Raw genomic sequence first — 17545 nt, forward strand, 5'->3', positions numbered from 1 at the left:
ATAATACGTAATGGTCACGGGCTGTCAATTCAGCTCCTTGAGCCGTTCGCAGATACGCTGCTACAAAGTACGCGGTGAAGGATTTTCTAGAAGTGACTCTTGACGATATTGGTCACGATCCTGAGAATATGATGATCATCCTATTCCAGTAAGGCACCCCCCAATGCGTCGGCTCCGATCTTTCCCCCTTGCCGCATGCCTGTTGCCACTCGTCCTGGCGGCGTGTGGCGATTCCTCTTCTGTTGCAGACCCGCGCACGCAGGCGCCTTTGGTCCGGACCAGCGCCGTACAAGCGGCAGCTGACGGTTCACGCGCCTTCACCGGGGTGGTGACCGCGCGGGTTCAGGGCGACCTGGGGTTTCGCGTAGCGGGCAAGGTGCTCGAGCGTCTGGTTGACACCGGGCAGACTGTCAAGCGTGGTCAGCCGTTGATGCGCCTTGACCCCATCGACCTCGGACTGCAGGCGCGCGCGCAGCAGGAGGCGGTCAGCGCCGCCCGGGCTCGGGCGAAACAGACCGCCGATGACGAAGCGCGCTATCGCACCCTGGTCAGCGCCGGCGCCATTTCGGCCTCGGCCTACGATCAGATCAAAGCCGCTGCCGATACCGCGAAGGCGCAGCTCAGCGCCGCTGAAGCGCAAGCGGACGTGGCGCGCAACGCCTCCGGTTATGCGCTGCTGGTCGCCGATGCCGACGGCGTGGTGGTGGACACCCTCGTCGAGCCCGGACAGGTCGTCAGCCCCGGACAACCGGTGGTGCGTCTGGCACGGGCCGGGCAGCGCGAGGCCATCGTGCACCTGCCCGAGACGTTGCGTCCGGCCGCAGGCTCCACCGCGCAGGCCACGCTGTATGGCAACGGCTCAGGCGCGGTCACCGCAAAACTGCGCTTGCTGTCGGACTCGGCGGATCGCACCACGCGTACCTTCGAGGCACGCTATGTGCTGGAAGGGCCGCTGGCCAACGCCCCGATCGGTTCGACGGTCACCCTGCGCATCGCCGAGGGTTCGACAACCGCCGCATCGCTGCAAGTGCCGATCGCTGCGGTTTATGACGCGGGGCAGGGACCTGGCGTGTGGGTGATTACCGGCACGCCGCCAGCGGTGAGCTGGCGCCCGGTTCAGGTGCTCGGCTTGAGCGACGATTCGGCGCGAGTGGCCGGCCAGCTCAAGGTCGGCGAGCAGATTGTCGCGCTCGGTGCTCATCTGTTGCACGAAGGCGAACCGGTCAGACTGCCGGCGCCGGATGCGACCAGCGTCGCCGGGAGCCAGCCATGAGCGAAGGACGCTTGAATATTTCCGCGATCGCCGTGCGCGAGCGGGCGATCACGGTGTTTCTGATTTTTCTGATCGCGGTCGCCGGCACCCTGGCGTTCTTCAAGTTGGGGCGCGCCGAAGACCCTCCGTTCACGGTCAAGCAGTTGACCGTGATCACCGCGTGGCCGGGAGCGACCGCACAGGAGATGCAGGATCAGGTCGCCGAACCATTGGAAAAACGCCTGCAGGAACTCAAGTGGTACGACCGCTCGGAAACCTACACCCGCCCCGGACTCGCGTTCACCATGGTCTCGCTGCTCGACAGCACGCCACCTTCACAAGTGCAGGAGGAGTTCTATCAGGCGCGGAAAAAGCTCGCTGATGAAGCGATAAAATTGCCGGCCGGCGTGATCGGGCCGATGGTCAACGATGAGTATTCCGACGTGACCTTTGCGCTATTCGCGCTCAAGGCCAAGGGCGAACCGCAGCGCCTGCTGGTGCGCGATGCGGAGTCCATGCGCCAGCGCCTGTTGCACGTGCCGGGGGTGAAGAAGGTCAACATCATCGGCGAGCAGGCCGAGCGGATATTCGTGTCGTTCTCCCATGACCGCCTGGCGACCCTGGGCCTGGCGCCGCAGGACATCTTCGCCGCACTGAACAGTCAGAATCTCCTGACCCCGGCCGGATCGATTGAAACCAGCGGGCCGCAGGTGTTCGTGCGTATCGATGGCGCGTTCGACAAGCTGCAGAAAATTCGCGAGACCCCGGTGGTCGTACAGGGGCGAACGCTGAAGTTGTCGGATGTGGCGACCGTGGAGCGCGGTTATGAAGACCCGGCGACTTTTCTGGTGCGCAACAACGGCGAACAGGCGCTGTTGCTCGGTGTGGTGATGCGCGATGGCTGGAACGGTCTGGATCTGGGCAAGGCGCTGGATGCCGAGACCGCGAGCATCAATGCGCAAATGCCGCTGGGCATGAGCCTGTCCAAGGTTACCGACCAGGCAGTGAACATCGACTCGGCCGTCGGCGAGTTCATGATCAAGTTCTTTGTTGCACTGCTGGTGGTGATGCTCGTGTGCTTTCTGAGCATGGGCTGGCGGGTCGGCGTGGTGGTCGCCGCCGCGGTGCCGTTGACCTTGGCCATCGTGTTTGTGGTGATGGCCGCCACCGGCAAGAATTTCGACCGGATCACCCTTGGCTCATTGATCCTCGCGCTGGGGCTGCTGGTCGATGACGCGATCATCGCCATCGAGATGATGGTGGTGAAAATGGAGGAGGGCTACGACCGCATCAAGGCGTCTGCCTATGCCTGGAGCCACACGGCGGCGCCGATGCTGTCCGGTACGCTGGTGACCGCCATCGGTTTTCTGCCCAACGGTTTCGCCCAGTCCACGGCCGGGGAATACACCAGCAATATGTTCTGGATCGTCGGCATTGCGCTGATTGCTTCCTGGGTGGTGGCGGTGGCGTTCACACCTTATCTGGGGGTGAAGCTGTTGCCGGACATCAAGGCGGTGGAGGGCGGGCACGCGGCGATTTACGACACGCCGCGCTACAACCGTTTTCGCCGGCTGCTGACGCGGGTGATTGCGCGCAAGTGGCTGGTGGCGGGCACGGTGGTCCTGCTGTTTTTCGTCGCGGCGGCGGGCATGGGCCTGGTGAAGAAGCAGTTCTTCCCGACCTCTGACCGGCCCGAAGTGATGATCGAGGTGCAGATGCCCTACGGCACCTCCATCGAGCAGACCAGTGCCACCGCCGCCAAGGTCGAGGCCTGGCTGCGCCAGCAGGACGAAGCCAAAATCGTCACCGCCTATATTGGCCAGGGTGCGCCGCGGTTCTTCTTGGCGATGGCCCCGGAGCTGCCCGACCCGTCGTTCGCCAAGATCGTGGTGCTGACCGACAGTCAGGAAGCACGGGAAACCCTCAAGCTGCGGTTTCGTCAGGCCGCTGCCGAAGGGCTGGCCCCGGAAGCGCGTCTGCGCGCCACGCAAATCGTCTTCGGCCCGTACTCGCCGTTTCCGGTGGCGTACCGGGTGATGGGGCCTGATCCGGCGAAACTGCGCCTGATCGCCGAGCAGGTGCGCGAGGTGATGCAGGCCAGCCCGATGATGCGGACGGTGAACACCGACTGGGGGCCGCTGACCCCGGCCCTGCATTTCAACCTTGATCAGGATCGTCTGCAGGCGGTGGGGCTGACATCGGCGGCGGTTGCCCAGCAATTGCAGTTCCTGCTCAGCGGCGTACCGATCACTGCGGTGCGCGAAGATATTCGCTCGGTGCAGGTCATGGGCCGGGCGGCGGGCGATATCCGTCTCGATCCAGAACAGATCAGAGGTTTCACCTTGGTCGGGGCCTCGGGGCAGCGCATCCCGCTGTCGCAGATCGGTGAGGTCGATGTGCGCATGGAAGATCCGATCCTGCGCCGCCGCGATCGCACGCCCACTATCACCGTGCGTGGCGACATTGCTGAAGACCTGCAGCCGCCGGATGTATCCGCTGCGTTGCTGAAGCAGCTGCAGCCGATCATCGAGTCGCTGCCTGCCGGTTACCGGATTGAACAGGCCGGTGCCATCGAGGAGTCCGGCAAGGCCGGCAAGGCGATTCTGCCGTTGCTGCCGATCATGATCGCCATGACCCTGGTGATCCTGATTATTCAGGTGCGTTCGATCTCGGCGATGATCATGGTGTTCCTCACGTCACCGCTGGGCTTGATCGGTGTGGTGCCGACCCTGCTGATCTTCAATCAGCCGTTTGGCATCAATGCGCTGGTGGGGTTGATTGCCCTGTCGGGGATTCTGATGCGCAACACGCTGATTCTGATCGGGCAGATTCATCACAACGCGCAAGAGGGGCTGGACCCGTTTCACGCGGTGGTCGAGGCCACGGTGCAGCGCGCGCGACCGGTGCTGCTGACCGCGCTGGCGGCGATCCTGGCGTTTATCCCTCTGACGCACTCGGTGTTCTGGGGCACGCTGGCTTACACCCTGATCGGTGGCACGCTGGTCGGCACCATCATGACCCTGGTGTTTCTGCCGGCGATGTACTCGATCTGGTTCAAGATCCGCCCGCACGCGGGGCAGCAGACTGCAACGGCCAAACCGGCGTAACTTCAACAGCTGAAAATCGAGGCCCGCGCTGCGTAATGCTGTTCACTTAAGTTTTACAGAACGTTGTGGCGAGGGGATTTATCCCCGATGGGCTGCGAAGCGGCCCTAAACTCATCAAAAGCGGCGACTGCTTCGCAGCCGATCGGGGCGGTGCGACGTTTCGCTAAATCCCCTCGCCACAGGTTAAGTGAACAGCATTACCGCACTGCGGGCCTTTTTGCGTCTGCGCATTTCCCTGGCGATTCTGCATCTGAAAGCCTGGCGATAGCTTGGGCTGGCATGCTTGTGGTTCTTTCGTCCCATACAAAACGCTTTTGTCGCAGTCGCTGACGCGTGTTGGCGGAATACGGCAAGGCACCCACGGACTGCTCCCTTTTTATAATCTGTTGCTGCAGCGTTTGACGCCGGCTTGTATCCTTGCACGCCACAAGGACAGGCGGCTGCAGCCATTTGAACCGATCTTGAGTCGCTGGAACGGAAACCGGACTTTCCCATAGGTAGTGATGTGAAGCGTGATACTCACCTGGTAGTGCTGTTGTTGGCGGTGATCGGCTGTTCCCTGGCGTCACTGACAGTGTGGAAAGTGCTGGCCGCGCGGGAGCGGGCGCTGGAGGAAGTCAACGTCCATGGCTTGAACCTGACGCAGGCGCTGGCGACGTATTCCGAAGGCATCGTGCGCCAGAGTTCGCTGTTGCTGCTGGGCATCGTCGAGCGCCTGGAAACCGAGGGCAGCGGCCCGGCGCAGATCGAGCGATTGACGGCGCTGGTCAACCGCCAGGAACCGCTGATGCCGCAGCTCAGCGGCATCACCATCTATGACAGTCAGGGTCGCTGGCTGATGTCCTCCAACCGGCCGATACCGGTCGGGGCGAACAGCAGTGATCGCGCCTATTTCATCCATCACCGCGACGACCCGTCCCGCGAGACGTTTATCGGTCCGCCGATCCAGAGCCGCACCAATCAGGAGTGGGTGATCACCCTCAGCCGCCGCTTCAACGATGCCGACGGCAAGTTCGCCGGCGTGGTGGCGGTCACCCTCGGGGTGGAAAACTTCCTGCGCCTGTTTGGCACGATCGACGTCGGCCAGGAAGGCGCCATTGGCCTGTCCTATACCGACGGCACGTTGCTGGTGCGCTATCCGTTCCGCGAGCAGGACATGGGCCGCAACTTTTCCAAGTCGCCGATTTACGCCAAGTACCTGGTGGATCGCTCGGTCGGCACCGCGTCGTACACCTCCAGCCTCGATGGCGTGGACCGTCTCTATGCCTTCCGCAAGAGCGACCGGCTGCCGTTGATCACCACTGTCGCCCTCGGCAAGCGCGAAGCCCTAGCCGCGTGGCGTCTGGAGGCGTGGCTGTCGGCGGTAGTGGTCAGCGGGCTGCTGGGGTTGACCGGGCTGATCGGCTGGTTCCTGATTCTGGACATCCGCCGGCGCACCCGGGCCGAGGACCAATTGCGCGGCACCCAGCAGCAATTGCTTTCGTCTAATCGCCAACTCGAGCTGCTGGCGATGAAGGATGCCCTGACCGGGCTCGCCAACCGCCGCTGCTTCGACCAGAGCCTCGCCATGGAAGCCCGGCGCGCGCAACGTGACGGTACGACGCTGGCGTTGCTGATGATCGATATCGACTACTTCAAGTTGTACAACGACTCGTTCGGTCACGTTGGCGGCGATGCTTGCCTGCTAAAGGTGGGCAAGATCTTCGAAGAGTGTGTGCGCCGACCGTCAGACCTGGTGGCCCGTTACGGCGGCGAGGAAATGGGCGTGATCATGCCGGACACCAACGCTGAGGGCGCGACGGTGGTGGCGCAGCTCATACTCGATCGCCTGCAGCAGGAAAACATCGCGCACCCCGCCAGCCCGTTCGGACGCCTGAGCGTGAGCATCGGCATCGCCACGGCTTCAGGGGCACAACTGCAAGACCTGCAGGCGCTGATCGAGGTCGCGGATCAGGCGCTGTACAACGCCAAGGCGCAGGGTCGCAACCAGTTTGCCACGGGCATGGCGGCTTGAATCGACGGCGTCATTTGAGCGTGACAACCACCTTGCCCCTGGCCCGTCCCTGTTCGACGTAGCTCAGCGCCTCGGCGGTCGAGGCCAAGGGCAGGGCGCGATCAATCACCGGTTTGATGAGGCCGGCCTCGACCAGCCGGGTGATCTGCTGCAATTGCGCACCGTCGGCACGCATGAATACGAATGCGTAGCGAACGTCCTTTTTGCGCGCCTTGCGCCGAATGCCGAAGCTCAGCAGACGCATGACTTGCTGTAAGGGCCAGGATAATCCTTGTTCCTGAGCGAACTGCGCCGTGGGCGGTCCGGAGATGGAAATCAACTGACCGCCGGGCTTGAGCACCTTGAGTGACTTTTCCAGAACATCGGCGCCGAGGCTGTTCAACACCACGTCGTAGTCGTGCAGGACCTCTGCGAAGTTCTGTTTTTTGTAATCGATGACCTCATCAGCGCCTAACGCCTTGACCCACTCGACATTCGCCGTGCTCGTAGTGGTCGCGACATAAGCCCCCAAGTGTTTGGCGAGCTGGATGGCCAGCGTGCCGACGCCGCCGGAACCGGCGTGAATCAGCACTTTCTGGCCCTTTTGCAGACGGGCGGTTTCCACCAGCACCTGCCAGGCGGTCAGCGCCACCAAGGGCAGGGACGCCGCTTGCGCCATGCTGACATTGGCCGGTTTCGGCGCGAGCGCATCCTGGTTGACGGCGATCAACTCGGCGAACGTGCCGATCCGCGCTTGCGGCGGCCGGGCGTACACCTCGTCACCCGCCTGGAAACGTGTGACTTGCGCGCCAACCTCGACCACCACACCCGCCAGATCGTTACCCAGTACCAGCGGAAACTGGTAGGGCAGGATCAGCTTGAATTCGCCGCTGCTGATCTTCGAATCCAGCTGGTTGATGCTGCTGGCATGCACCTCAACCAACACATCGTCAGGCCCCACAGTGGGCGCCGGGACTTCGCCGATGCGTCCGGGTTGCTTGCCATAGCGATCAATCAGAAATGCTTTCATCCGGGTGTGGCTCTTGTCGGTGATGATTTGGGTGGCGAGCAAAAGGTCAGGCTGGCGTCTGGTAGCGCTCGGCAACCGCAGACTGGCGGATCTGCCCGAGCAGGCCCTGACGTGCGCCCTGCAGGTCGTCCCAGCGCTGCGCTTCGTGCAGCGGCGGGATGGTCACTGGCTCGCGGCGGTCGAAGCCGACCAGTGCGGCGTCCACCAGATCGCCGACTTCCATGATTTCGCTCAGGCTGTCGATGCCGACGCCGGAGCGATCCCAGATTTCCGTGCGCGTGGCGGCGGGCAGCACGGCTTGCACGTAGACGCCCTGCGGCGACAGTTCCAGGCTCAAGCCCTGGGACAGGAACAGCACAAAGGCTTTGGTCGCACCGTAGACGGTCATGCCGAACTCCGGCGCCAGACCCACCACCGAACCGATGTTGATGATCGCGCCGTCGCCGGCCTTGGCCAGACGGGGGGCGATGGCGCTGGCCAGACGCACCAGCGCGGTGGTGTTCAGGGCCACCAGTTGCGCGACGTTGTCGGTGCTTTGCTCGACGAAGGTCCCGGACAGCGCGGCGCCCGCGTTATTGACGAGGATGCCGATACGGGCGTCGTCGCGCAGGCGGTTTTCCACGGTGTGCAGGTCGCTGAGTTGGGTCAGGTCCGCCGGAAGCACATCGACGTCGACCTTGTGTTCGCTGCGCAAGCGTGTTGCCAGGGCGTCCAGACGCGCCTGATCGCGGGCGACCAGCACCAGATCGTGGCCACGTTGTGCAAAGCGTTCGGCGTAGACCGCGCCAATGCCGGTGGAGGCGCCAGTAATCAAAACAGTAGGACGAGTGCTCATGGGTGATCTCTCTTTCAGGGTGTGAGAAGAACAACGCTGGTTGCTGTAATTAGGATGATGATCAAAATCTAAAGTGTCAACGGTTTTGATTACGGCCAACATCTATGTATCATCGGACGCAGGATTTCCCCGTAATCAAGAGGTATTGCACGGTGAGAGTGAGCAAGGCCCAGGCGCAGGCCAATCGAGAGCACATTGTTGAAACAGCGTCAGAGCTGTTCCGTGAGCGCGGCTTCGATGGCGTCGGTGTGGCGGATCTGATGGCGGCCGCCGGTTTTACCCATGGGGGTTTCTACAAGCATTTCGGGTCGAAGGCCGACCTGATGGCCGAAGCGGCGGCGTGCAGCCTGGGCAAATCGCTGAGCGCTGCGCAGGCGCTGGATGTGCCGGGCTTCATCAACGTTTATGTGAACCGCGAACACCGCGACGCACGCAGCAGCGGTTGCACCATGGCCGCACTGGGCGGTGACGCGGCGCGCCAGGCGGATGAAGTGAAAGCGACGTTTGCCGAGGGCATCGAGCACACCGTGCAAACCCTGGGCGAGAAATACCCGACCGGGCCGGACGCCGTGGCGGGTGAGGGGCGCAAGCGGATGATTGACCTGCTGGCGCGGGCCGTCGGCGCGCTCGTCCTGTCGCGGGCTTGCCCGGATGACTCGGCATTGGCGGACGAGATTCTTGAGGTGTGCCGCGCGCAGATGCTCGCTTCGTTGCCGGCCGCTGAGACGGAGGCGAAGTAGCAGCGCCGCTTACTCCGCCAGCGCTTTGGCCGTGGCGATTGAAAACGCTTGCGGCAGCTGCGCACCATTCTTCACCGCCAGAATCTCGGCCATCACGCTGACGGCGATTTCCGCCGGGGTCTTGCTGCCGATGTACAGGCCGATAGGGCCGCGCAGGCGCGCAAGCGACGCTTCGGTCTCGCCAAAGTGCTCGATCAGACGTTCACGACGCTGCTGGCTGTTGCGCCGCGAGCCAATGGCGCCGATGTAAAACGCCGGGCTGTGCAGCGCTTCGAGCAACGCCAGATCATCCAGTTTGGGGTCATGACTCAGGGCGACGATGCAGGTGCGCAGATCCACGGCGAAGTCGCGCACCACGTCATCCGGCATGCCGACGATGCGCTCCACGCCGTCCACCGCCCAGGTCTCGATGTACTCGGGGCGCGGATCGCAAATGGCGACTTTGAAGCCGTTGAACAGCGCCATGGTCGCCAGATATTCGGCCAGCGCGCCGGCGCCGATCATCAGCATTCGATAGCCCGGCCCCAGGGTGTTGAGCATCTGCGCGCCGTCGAAGCTGAATTGTTCCGGCGTTTTGGTCGGCTCCAGCATGACGTGGCCGGAATCCAGTGCCACACGCCGCCGAACCAGTCGCCCGGCATCCAGTTGCGTCAGCAGCTCATCGAGTGACGGCCACGCCGGGTTGAATTCGAGGATCAACTCCAACGTGCCACCGCAAGGCAAACCGAAGCGATGCGCTTCATCAGCGCTGACCCCGTAGCGCACCACTTGCGGTTTGCCGTCGCTGAAACCGCTGCCGCCATGGGCCGTGGTGTAGCGATGGATCAGATCGTCCTCGATGCAGCCGCCGGACACGCTGCCGATCACCCGGCCGTCGTCACGCAAGGCCATCATCGACCCGGTCGGACGCGGCGACGAACCCCAGGTGCGCGCCACGGTGGCGAGCAGCACTCGCTCGCCGGCGGCCAGCCAGTCCCGCGCCGTGCGCAGGACCAGCAAGTCGATACTTTCCATCAGGTTCTCCTCTTAGCGCATCTGCAGAATGATCGGGCTGCTGCTCGCCGGGCCGGTGTGTTCACGCAGTTTGCCCACCGCCTGCGCGTCCACCGCCCCGCCCTGGTTGCCCCAGTTGCTGCGCATGAAACTCAGCACCTCGGCAATCTGCTGATCCGACAACTGCTCGCGGAACGCCGGCATACGATAAGCGTCCGGCACGCCGGCTGCCACCACTCGCTGCGAACCGTTAAGGGTGATGTTGATCGCCGAAGCGCTTTCTTTGGCCAATGCCGAAGTGGCGCCGGCCAGCGGTGGCATCCATTCGGCCTGGCCCTTGCCGTCGAGGCCGTGGCACGCAGCGCAGCGCGTCACGTAGGTATGAGCGCCGGGCGCGTCCAGACGTTCCGCTGCCGCTGTGTTTTGATACTGCCACGGCGCGCCATCGCGTTCACGGTCGCCGGGCAGCGGCTTCAGGTAGTGGGCAATCGCGGCCAAATCCTCATCCGTCATGAACTGCGTGGAGTTGTTGAATGCCTCGGTCATCGAGCCGTAGACCACCGCATGTTGATTACGCCCGGTCTTGAGGAACTGCGCGATCTCCGCTTCGCTCCAGCGGCCCAGCCCGGTGTTGTGATCAGCGCGCAGGCTCGGCGCGTACCAGCCATCGAGCAGGGCGCCGGCGAGGTACGGCTTGCCGGACTCATCCAGTGCCTTTTCGTTGAACGCCAGACCACGTGGCGTATGGCAACTGCCGCAGTGCCCGGCGCCCTGAACCAAATAGGCGCCGCGATTCCACAGCGCATCCTGCGATGCTTTGGCCGCGTAAGGTTCGGCGTCGACAAACACGCCGTTCCACAGGGCAATCGGCCAGCGCAGGTTCAGTGGGAACGGGATGGCACTGGGGATGTTCGCCTGTTTCACCGGCGCCACGCCTTTCATGAAGAACGCATACAGCGCCCGCACATCGTCATCACTGAGCTTGGCGTAGGACGGGTAGGGCATCGCCGGATACAGACGGCGGCTGTCCGGCGCCACGCCGTGGCGCACCGCGCGGTCAAAGTCCGCGAGGCTGTAGCGACCGATGCCGGTTTCTGTGTCCGGGGTGATGTTGGTCGCGTGGATCGCGCCCAGCGGCGTGGCCATTTCCAGGCCGCCGGCGAACGGCGCACCGCCCGGCACGCTGTGACAGGCCACGCAGTCGCTGAGGCGGGCGACGTATTCGCCACGGCTGACCAGCGCCGGGTCGATATCGGCCACGGCGATCTGATTGTGTTCCAGACGCGAGACGGGCTCGCGGGTGACGTACCAGGCCAGCAGGCCTGCCGCGACCAGGCACGGCACGGCCAGCCAGCCTGCGGTTCTTGCGAATCGGCTGTTATTCATGAACGCTCCGGCGCTGATCAAGAGAAGGTGTGTCGGCTCATCGGCAGGCTGCGTACACGCTGCCCGGTCAACGTCGCCACCGCGTTAGCCACGGCAGGCGCGACGGCCGGCAACGGTGGTTCACCCACACCGCCCATTTTTTCCCCGCTCTCGACCACTCGCACATGGACCCGGGCCATCCGCGCTGGCGGCAGGATCGGGTACAAGTCGTAATTGCGCGCGCGCGGTTTGCCATCCAGCCACACCGCTTCCTCCACCAGGGTCTGCGACAACCCCAGCGCGACCGCGCCGTTGACCTGCGCTTCGACAATCGCCGGGTTGACGATGCTGCCCGGGTCAATCGCCTGCCAGATGTCATGCACCTTGACCTGGCCGTGCTCGATCGACACCTCGGCGATCACCGCCGTCTGCGTGCCGAACGGCGAAGCCATTGCCACACCACGTGCACGTTTGCTGCCGTCCTCGGCGGTAAACGGTCCACGCTTCCAGCCGCCGGACAGCTCAGCCACCGCGTGCAGCAACGTGGTCAGCCGCTGGTTATCACGCAGCAGATGCAGGCGCAGGTCGAATGGGTCCTTGCCACCCTTGTCGGCCAGTTCGTCGAGGAACGACTCATAGAAAAAGTCGTTGAGCGAGTTGCCCACCGAACGCCAGTAACCGAGCATCGCCGGGCCTTTGACGTAGATCTGCGCGATGCGTTTGTTGGGGATTGCGTAGGACTTGCCGGACAAGCCTTCAAGCGCGGTCGGGTCGAGTTTTTCCCCTTGCTTGCCGGCGAGCGCCTCGGTCGGACCTTCAGTGGCGCTGACCGCTTCAATTGCCAGCGGCCAGCCATCGTTGTCCAGCGCCGCGCGGAAATTCACCGCCGCCACCGGACGCAGCACGTCACGCAGGAACTCTTCCTCGCGAGTCCAGATCAGCTTGACCGGGCGGCCAACAGCCTTGGCCAGGGCAATCGCCTGCGGGTAGGGATTGGCCGAGTCGTAAAGAAAATGCCGGCCGAAAAATCCGCCCAGCAGTGGCGAGTGCAACGTGATGCGCGACGGATCGAGCCCGGTGCGTTTGGCGATATCGGCGAGGTACATGTCCGGCGCCTGATTCGGCAGCCAGACCTCCAGTGAACCGTCCGGATTGAAGCGGGCCAGCGCCGACGGCGGCTCCAGTTGTCCGTGGTTCAAATATTGGTTGTGGTAAGTGGCGTCGATGCGGGTCTTGGCCGATGTCAGAATCGAAGCGACATCGCCCTGGTTTTCATCATCTCTGGCCGGGCTTTTGTCTTGCGCGAGGCGCTTGAGCCAGGTATCGCTGGAAAAGTCAGCGGGCATCACGCGTACCTTGCTGTCGGCCGCCGGCTCCTGCCAGTCGACCTGAATCGCTTCCACCGCACGTTTGGCGTGCCACCAACGCTCGGCGACCACCGCCACGGCGCCCGGCAGGCGATGCACCGAATGCACGCCTTTCATTGCCTTGACCTGATCTTCGTTGCGCAGATTGCCCACGGTCATGCCCAGACGCGGAGCGTGTTGCACGGCGGCGTGCAGCATGTCGTCGACTTTCAGATCGATGCTGTACAGCGCCTTGCCGGTGGACTTGTCGTAGGCATCGAGGCGCTTGACCGGTTTGCCGATCCAGCGGAATTGACTCGGGTCGCGCAATTGCACAGAAGCCGGATCGGGAACCGGCAGATCCATTGCCTGCTCGGCCAGTTCACCGTAGGCCAGCGAACGGCCCGATTTGGCGTGCACGACTTTGCCCGGTTCGGTGCTCAATTCGCTCACCGGCACCCCGAGTTGCTGCGCGCCGGCCTGCAACAACATGGCGCGGGCGAGGCCGCCGAGGCGGCGCATCACCGGGTAACTCATGCGCACCGACATGCTGCCGCCGGTGATGCGCATGCCGTTTTCCATCACCACATAGGCTTCGCCGGGCGGTGCGGCCTCGACCAGAAAGGTCGCCGGATCGGCATCCAGTTCTTCGCCGACAATTTGCGCCATCGCGGTGAACGTACCTTGCCCGCCCTCCATGAACGGACAGAGCAGACGCACGCGATTGTCCGGGCGGATTTCCAGAAACGCCGGCACCTGCGTACCGCGCTCGGCAGTGGTTGCCGCCGCGGCAGCCTGCACGCGAGTCGCACCTAGCGGCAGGCCAAAACCGAGCACCAGCGCGCCGACGGCAGTGCCGGTCAGAAAGCGTCGGCGCGACAGATTGACCGGGTCATGCAGGTCCAATGCTGCAGCTTCGAGAGTCGGATCGATGCGTACGTTCATCAGGCTTCTCCCTTGCCGGCCAACTCATGCACGGCGGCATGAATGGCGTTGTACGTGCCGCAGCGGCACAGATTGACCATCGCTGCTTCGATCTGCGCATCGCTGGGTTTGGGGTTCTGCTTGAGCAACGCGGTGGCCGCCATCACCTGCCCGGACTGGCAGTAGCCGCACTGCGCGACCTGCAGATCGACCCAGGTCTCGACGACGCGCTTGCCCACTTCATCGCTCTCGATCGCCTCAATGGTGGTGACCTCGCGCCCGACCACACCGGCCACCGGCGTCACGCACGAGCGCACCACATTGCCGTCCACCAGCACCGAGCAGGCGCCGCATTGCGCCAGGCCGCAGCCGTATTTGGTGCCGGTCATGCCCAGGTCATCGCGGATCACCCACAGCAACGGGGTATCGGCGTCGGCATCGACCTGATAGGTCTTCTGGTTGATTCGTAGTTCCATGGTTCACCCGCTGATCATCGGTTGAGGTGCATTGTTATAAGCGCTGACACGCGGCGAGGCGCCTCAGCGGTAAAGTGCTTCGGCTTGCAGTGGCTGCCCGCGCAGCAGGGCAATGTCGCGGCTCGGCGCAGTGCCGAACAGGCGCCCGTATTCACGGCTGAACTGCGAAGGGCTTTCGTAGCCGACCGCGAACGCCGCGCGCGAGACGTCGAGGTGCTCGCTCAGCATCAGCCGCCGGGCTTCGTTCAGTCGCAGCCATTTCTGATATTGCAAAGGGCTCATGCCAGTGAGCTGGCGAAAATGATGGTGAAAGGTCGGCGCGCTCATCTGCACCCGCGCCGCCAGTTCATCGATGCGCAGTGCTTCGGTGTAATTGACCTTGAGCCAGTCGATGGCCTTGGCGATGCGATAACCCTGACCATCCACGGCGATGATCTGCCGCAGCCGCGCGCCCTGATCGGTATTGAGCAACCGATAGTGAACTTCGCGCAGGATCAGCGGCGCCAGCACCGGAATCGCCTCGGGCTCATCGAGCAACGCCAGCAGGCGCTCGAGCGCGTCTTCGAGGGCGGACGACAGACTGCCAATGCCCGCACCGGAGTTCAGGGTCGGCTGACGTTTCGCCGGCAGACCGCCCTTGCTCAGGACTTCGGCAAGCATGCCGACATCCAGCTTCAGCACCAGCCCCACGCAAGGCTGCTCGGGGCTGGCCTGCATCACTTCGGAGTTCGCCGGCAGGTCGAGCGTCGTTACCAGAAACCGCGTCGGGTCGTAGCTGTAGCCCTCGCCACCGACCCACATACGCTTTTCACCACGCCCCACCAGGATCAGACTCGGCTCGACCATGCACACGGCCGGAGGCGCCGGCTGATCACGACGAAACAACGACAGCCCGGGAATGGCCGTGGCGAAATCACCCGGCGCGCTGACGCGCGGGTCAATGGTCAACGCCAGCGGGGATGCACGGCGCAAGGGGCTATCGATCATGTGAGGTCACTCCTGTCAGCGAACTCTAGTCCGCCGCCGCAGGGTTTCCTATCCATGACCCTGCATCCTCAGAGGATCAGGCAAGCATTCAAGAGGAATGCACTAGGGCAGAGGCGGATCGACCGGGAGAATGTGTCGAACTGTTACAGGAAAGCCCTTATAGGAGAGTGCACATGCAAGTTTTCGCTTACGGCGCCCATGCGGGCGATCAACCGCTGGAACCCCTGCGCATCACCCGCCGCGAACCCGGCCCGGAAGATATGCAGATCGAGATTGCCTATTGCGGCATCTGCCACTCGGACCTGCACCAGGTGCGCGCCGAATGGGCAGGCACGCAATACCCCTGCGTACCCGGTCACGAAATCGTCGGGCGTGTCACCGCTGTCGGCCAACAAGTCACTGGATTCGCCCTCGGTGATCTGGTTGGCGTGGGCTGCATCGTCGACAGCTGCAAGCATTGCGAAGAATGCGCCGAAGGCCTCGAGAACTACTGCGACGGCATGATCGGCACCTACAACTTTCCGACTCCGGACGCTCCCGGCTGGACCCTCGGTGGTTACTCGCAAGCGATCGTCGTACACCAGCGCTACGCACTGCGCATTCGGCACCCCGAGGCGCAGCTGGCGGCCGTGGCGCCGTTGCTGTGCGCAGGTATCACCACCTGGTCGCCACTGCGGCACTGGAACGCCGGCCCCGGCAAGAAGGTCGGCGTGGTGGGGATCGGTGGCCTCGGTCATATGGGCATCAAACTGGCCCATGCGCTGGGCGCACACGTGGTGGCGTTCACCACCTCCGAATCGAAACGCGAGGCGGCGAAAAGCCTGGGGGCCGACGAAGTGGTGGTCTCCAGCGACGCGCAGCAAATGGCCGCGCACCTGAAAAGTTTCGATCTGATCATCAACACTGTGGCCGCGCCGCACGACCTCGATGCCTTGCTGGTGCTCCTCAAGCGTGACGGCGCGATGACGCTGGTGGGCGCGCCGGCCTCGCCGCACCCATCGCCCAACGTGTTCAACCTGATCATGAAACGTCGCACCCTGGCCGGTTCGATGATCGGCGGCATTCCCGAGACTCAGGAGATGCTCGATTTCTGCGCCGAAAACGGCATCGTTTCAGACATCGAGCTGATCCGCGCCGAGCAGATCAATGAGGCCTACGAGCGCATGTTCAAGGGTGACGTCAAATACCGTTTCGTGATCGACAACGCGACGCTGGCACCGTGAAAAACCGCGCGTCCGGGTCATCGCCCGGACGCCTCTCGCAACACAGGTAAATCCAATGACTTCCCTTTCTTCCGAAAAACGCGGCTGGAGCGCTGTGCTGGCCATGTCGTTGGCCGCATTTGCTCTGGTCGCTTCAGAGTTCATGCCGGTCAGCCTGCTGACCCCCATCGCGGCAGAGCTGCAGATCACCGAAGGCCAAGCCGGGCAGGGGATTTCCGTCTCCGGTGCCTTCGCCTTGTTTACCAGTCTGCTGATTGCAGCGGTCGCCGCGCGTGTCGAACGCAAGAAGCTGCTGCTGGGCCTGACCTTGTTGATGATCGTCTCGGGGACGGTGGTCGCATTCGCCCCAGGCTATCCGTCATTCATGTTCGGACGTGCCTTGATCGGCATCGCTATCGGCGGCTTCTGGTCACTCTCGGCGGCGACCGCCATGCGCCTGGTAGCGCCCGATCAGGTGTCCCGAGCGCTGGCCATCGTCAATGGCGGTAACGCGCTGGCGACAGTCATCGCCGCCCCGGCTGGGAGTTTTCTCGGCGCGTTGATAGGCTGGCGCGGCGCATTCTTCTGTGTGGTTCCGGTCGCGGCGCTGGCGGCGGTGTGGCTGCTGATCAGCCTGCCGTCGTTCAAGGCCGAACGTCAGGCCGGCAGCGGCAATGTCCTGCGCCTGATGAGCCGTTTGCCCGTGGCCTTGGGCATGATCGCCGTCAGCGTGTTTTTCATGGGCCAGTTCATGCTGTTCACCTACCTGCGGCCGTTTCTTGAAAACGTTACCGGTGTCGGCGTGACGACTTTGTCGTTGATGCTGTTGGGGTTGGGTGTGGCCGGTTTCGTCGGCACCTTTGTGATCGAGAGATTCATCGGCAATGGCCTCTACCGCACGCTGACGGTGATCCCGCTGATCATGGCGGTCATCGCCCTGGCACTGGTCAACTTCGGCGCATCGCCACTGTTCACCGCCGTACTGCTCGGAGCCTGGGGACTGGTCGCGACCGCTGCGCCCGTGGGCTGGTGGACATGGCTGGCGCGAACACTGCCGGACGATGCCGAAGCCGGTGGCGGATTGTTGGTGGCGATTGTGCAACTGGCCATCGCCGGCGGAGCCATTGTCGGGGGGCTGGCTTTTGACCTGAGCGGCTATAAAGCCACCTTCGAGCTGAGCGCGGCGGTGTTGGTGGTGGCGTCGGTGTTGGCGTGGTTGGCGGGGCGCAGTGCGACTGCGCTACATCTTGCTGAGGCGACAGCCTGAGGGGGGCCAGCAAATGCTGAATTTCCGC

At 63.5% G+C, this 17545-nt stretch carries 13 protein-coding genes; 6 read left to right on the plus strand and 7 right to left on the minus strand.

Annotation, left to right across the window (positions count from 1 at the left end):
• Positions 1–163: 163 nt before the first annotated feature.
• The 3 genes from ACXR0M_RS19230 (at position 164) to ACXR0M_RS19240 (ending at position 6373) form a co-directional block, all read left to right on the plus strand.
• Positions 164–1273, plus strand: a complete 1110-nt coding sequence (locus ACXR0M_RS19230; RefSeq protein WP_458833357.1) for an efflux RND transporter periplasmic adaptor subunit — start codon at positions 164–166, stop codon at positions 1271–1273.
• On the plus strand, positions 1270–4359 hold the full coding sequence (locus ACXR0M_RS19235; protein ID WP_458833358.1) for an efflux RND transporter permease subunit: 3090 nt from the start codon (positions 1270–1272) through the stop codon (positions 4357–4359). Before ACXR0M_RS19230 ends, ACXR0M_RS19235 begins: the two co-directional genes overlap by 4 nt.
• A 505-nt stretch (positions 4360–4864) precedes the next feature.
• Positions 4865–6373 (plus strand): sensor domain-containing diguanylate cyclase, encoded by a 1509-nt coding sequence (locus ACXR0M_RS19240; RefSeq protein WP_458833359.1) that lies wholly within the window; start codon positions 4865–4867, stop codon positions 6371–6373.
• A 10-nt stretch (positions 6374–6383) separates the two neighbouring features.
• Here ACXR0M_RS19240 and ACXR0M_RS19245 read toward each other — a convergent pair whose 3' ends face one another.
• Together ACXR0M_RS19245 and ACXR0M_RS19250 are read right to left on the minus strand one after the other, a co-directional pair.
• Positions 6384–7382 carry an NADP-dependent oxidoreductase gene (locus ACXR0M_RS19245; protein ID WP_458833360.1) on the minus strand — a complete coding sequence of 333 codons (999 nt, stop codon included), beginning with the start codon at positions 7380–7382 and terminating at the stop codon, positions 6384–6386.
• Positions 7383–7428: 46 nt separating this feature from the next.
• Positions 7429–8217: an SDR family NAD(P)-dependent oxidoreductase gene (locus tag ACXR0M_RS19250; RefSeq protein ID WP_458833361.1), complete on the minus strand. Its 789-nt coding sequence runs from the start codon at positions 8215–8217 to the stop codon at positions 7429–7431.
• A gap of 152 nt (positions 8218–8369) precedes the next feature.
• On the opposite strand from ACXR0M_RS19250, the gene ACXR0M_RS19255 reads away from it, so the two are divergent.
• Positions 8370–8957: a TetR/AcrR family transcriptional regulator gene (locus tag ACXR0M_RS19255; RefSeq protein WP_458833362.1), complete on the plus strand. Its 588-nt coding sequence runs from the start codon at positions 8370–8372 to the stop codon at positions 8955–8957.
• Between the two features lie 9 nt (positions 8958–8966).
• Here ACXR0M_RS19255 and ACXR0M_RS19260 read toward each other — a convergent pair whose 3' ends face one another.
• The 5 genes from ACXR0M_RS19260 to ACXR0M_RS19280 all read right to left on the minus strand — a co-directional run bounded on the left by ACXR0M_RS19260 (position 8967) and on the right by ACXR0M_RS19280 (position 15048).
• Complete coding sequence (locus ACXR0M_RS19260; RefSeq protein ID WP_458833363.1) at positions 8967–9971, minus strand: XdhC family protein; 1005 nt, start codon at positions 9969–9971, stop codon at positions 8967–8969.
• A gap of 12 nt (positions 9972–9983) precedes the next feature.
• Positions 9984–11336, minus strand: a complete 1353-nt coding sequence (locus ACXR0M_RS19265; RefSeq protein ID WP_458833364.1) for a c-type cytochrome — start codon at positions 11334–11336, stop codon at positions 9984–9986.
• Positions 11337–11353: 17 nt separating this feature from the next.
• Positions 11354–13606, minus strand: a complete 2253-nt coding sequence (locus tag ACXR0M_RS19270; RefSeq protein ID WP_458833365.1) for a xanthine dehydrogenase family protein molybdopterin-binding subunit — start codon at positions 13604–13606, stop codon at positions 11354–11356.
• On the minus strand, positions 13606–14061 hold the full coding sequence (locus ACXR0M_RS19275; protein ID WP_458833366.1) for a (2Fe-2S)-binding protein: 456 nt from the start codon (positions 14059–14061) through the stop codon (positions 13606–13608). The genes ACXR0M_RS19270 and ACXR0M_RS19275 overlap by 1 nt, the downstream gene beginning before the upstream one ends.
• 63 nt (positions 14062–14124) lie before the next feature.
• Positions 14125–15048 carry an AraC family transcriptional regulator gene (locus tag ACXR0M_RS19280; protein ID WP_458833367.1) on the minus strand — a complete coding sequence of 308 codons (924 nt, stop codon included), beginning with the start codon at positions 15046–15048 and terminating at the stop codon, positions 14125–14127.
• A gap of 173 nt (positions 15049–15221) precedes the next feature.
• Between ACXR0M_RS19280 and ACXR0M_RS19285 the strand changes: the two genes are divergently transcribed.
• Together ACXR0M_RS19285 and ACXR0M_RS19290 are read left to right on the plus strand one after the other, a co-directional pair.
• A complete protein-coding gene (locus ACXR0M_RS19285; RefSeq protein WP_458833368.1) occupies positions 15222–16271 on the plus strand; it encodes an NAD(P)-dependent alcohol dehydrogenase in 1050 nt (349 codons plus the stop codon).
• 55 nt (positions 16272–16326) lie between these two features.
• Positions 16327–17517 carry an MFS transporter gene (locus ACXR0M_RS19290; RefSeq protein WP_458833369.1) on the plus strand — a complete coding sequence of 397 codons (1191 nt, stop codon included), beginning with the start codon at positions 16327–16329 and terminating at the stop codon, positions 17515–17517.
• Positions 17518–17545 lie beyond the last annotated feature (28 nt).

This window comes from Pseudomonas sp. Eth.TT006 (assembly GCF_054456575.1).

Excerpts from the sequence above, each read along its gene's own strand:
- ACXR0M_RS19260 (WP_458833363.1), bottom strand. The coding sequence starts at position 9,971 with ATGGAAAGTATCGACTTGCTGGTCCTGCGCACGGCGCGGGACTGGCTG.
- ACXR0M_RS19235 (WP_458833358.1), top strand. The coding sequence starts at position 1,270 with ATGAGCGAAGGACGCTTGAATATTTCCGCGATCGCCGTGCGCGAGCGG.
- ACXR0M_RS19290 (WP_458833369.1), top strand. The coding sequence starts at position 16,327 with ATGACTTCCCTTTCTTCCGAAAAACGCGGCTGGAGCGCTGTGCTGGCC.
- ACXR0M_RS19245 (WP_458833360.1), bottom strand. The coding sequence starts at position 7,382 with ATGAAAGCATTTCTGATTGATCGCTATGGCAAGCAACCCGGACGCATC.
- ACXR0M_RS19250 (WP_458833361.1), bottom strand. The coding sequence starts at position 8,217 with ATGAGCACTCGTCCTACTGTTTTGATTACTGGCGCCTCCACCGGCATT.
- ACXR0M_RS19285 (WP_458833368.1), top strand. The coding sequence starts at position 15,222 with ATGCAAGTTTTCGCTTACGGCGCCCATGCGGGCGATCAACCGCTGGAA.
- ACXR0M_RS19280 (WP_458833367.1), bottom strand. The coding sequence starts at position 15,048 with ATGATCGATAGCCCCTTGCGCCGTGCATCCCCGCTGGCGTTGACCATT.
- ACXR0M_RS19265 (WP_458833364.1), bottom strand. The coding sequence starts at position 11,336 with ATGAATAACAGCCGATTCGCAAGAACCGCAGGCTGGCTGGCCGTGCCG.
- ACXR0M_RS19230 (WP_458833357.1), top strand. The coding sequence starts at position 164 with ATGCGTCGGCTCCGATCTTTCCCCCTTGCCGCATGCCTGTTGCCACTC.
- ACXR0M_RS19270 (WP_458833365.1), bottom strand. The coding sequence starts at position 13,606 with ATGAACGTACGCATCGATCCGACTCTCGAAGCTGCAGCATTGGACCTG.
- ACXR0M_RS19275 (WP_458833366.1), bottom strand. The coding sequence starts at position 14,061 with ATGGAACTACGAATCAACCAGAAGACCTATCAGGTCGATGCCGACGCC.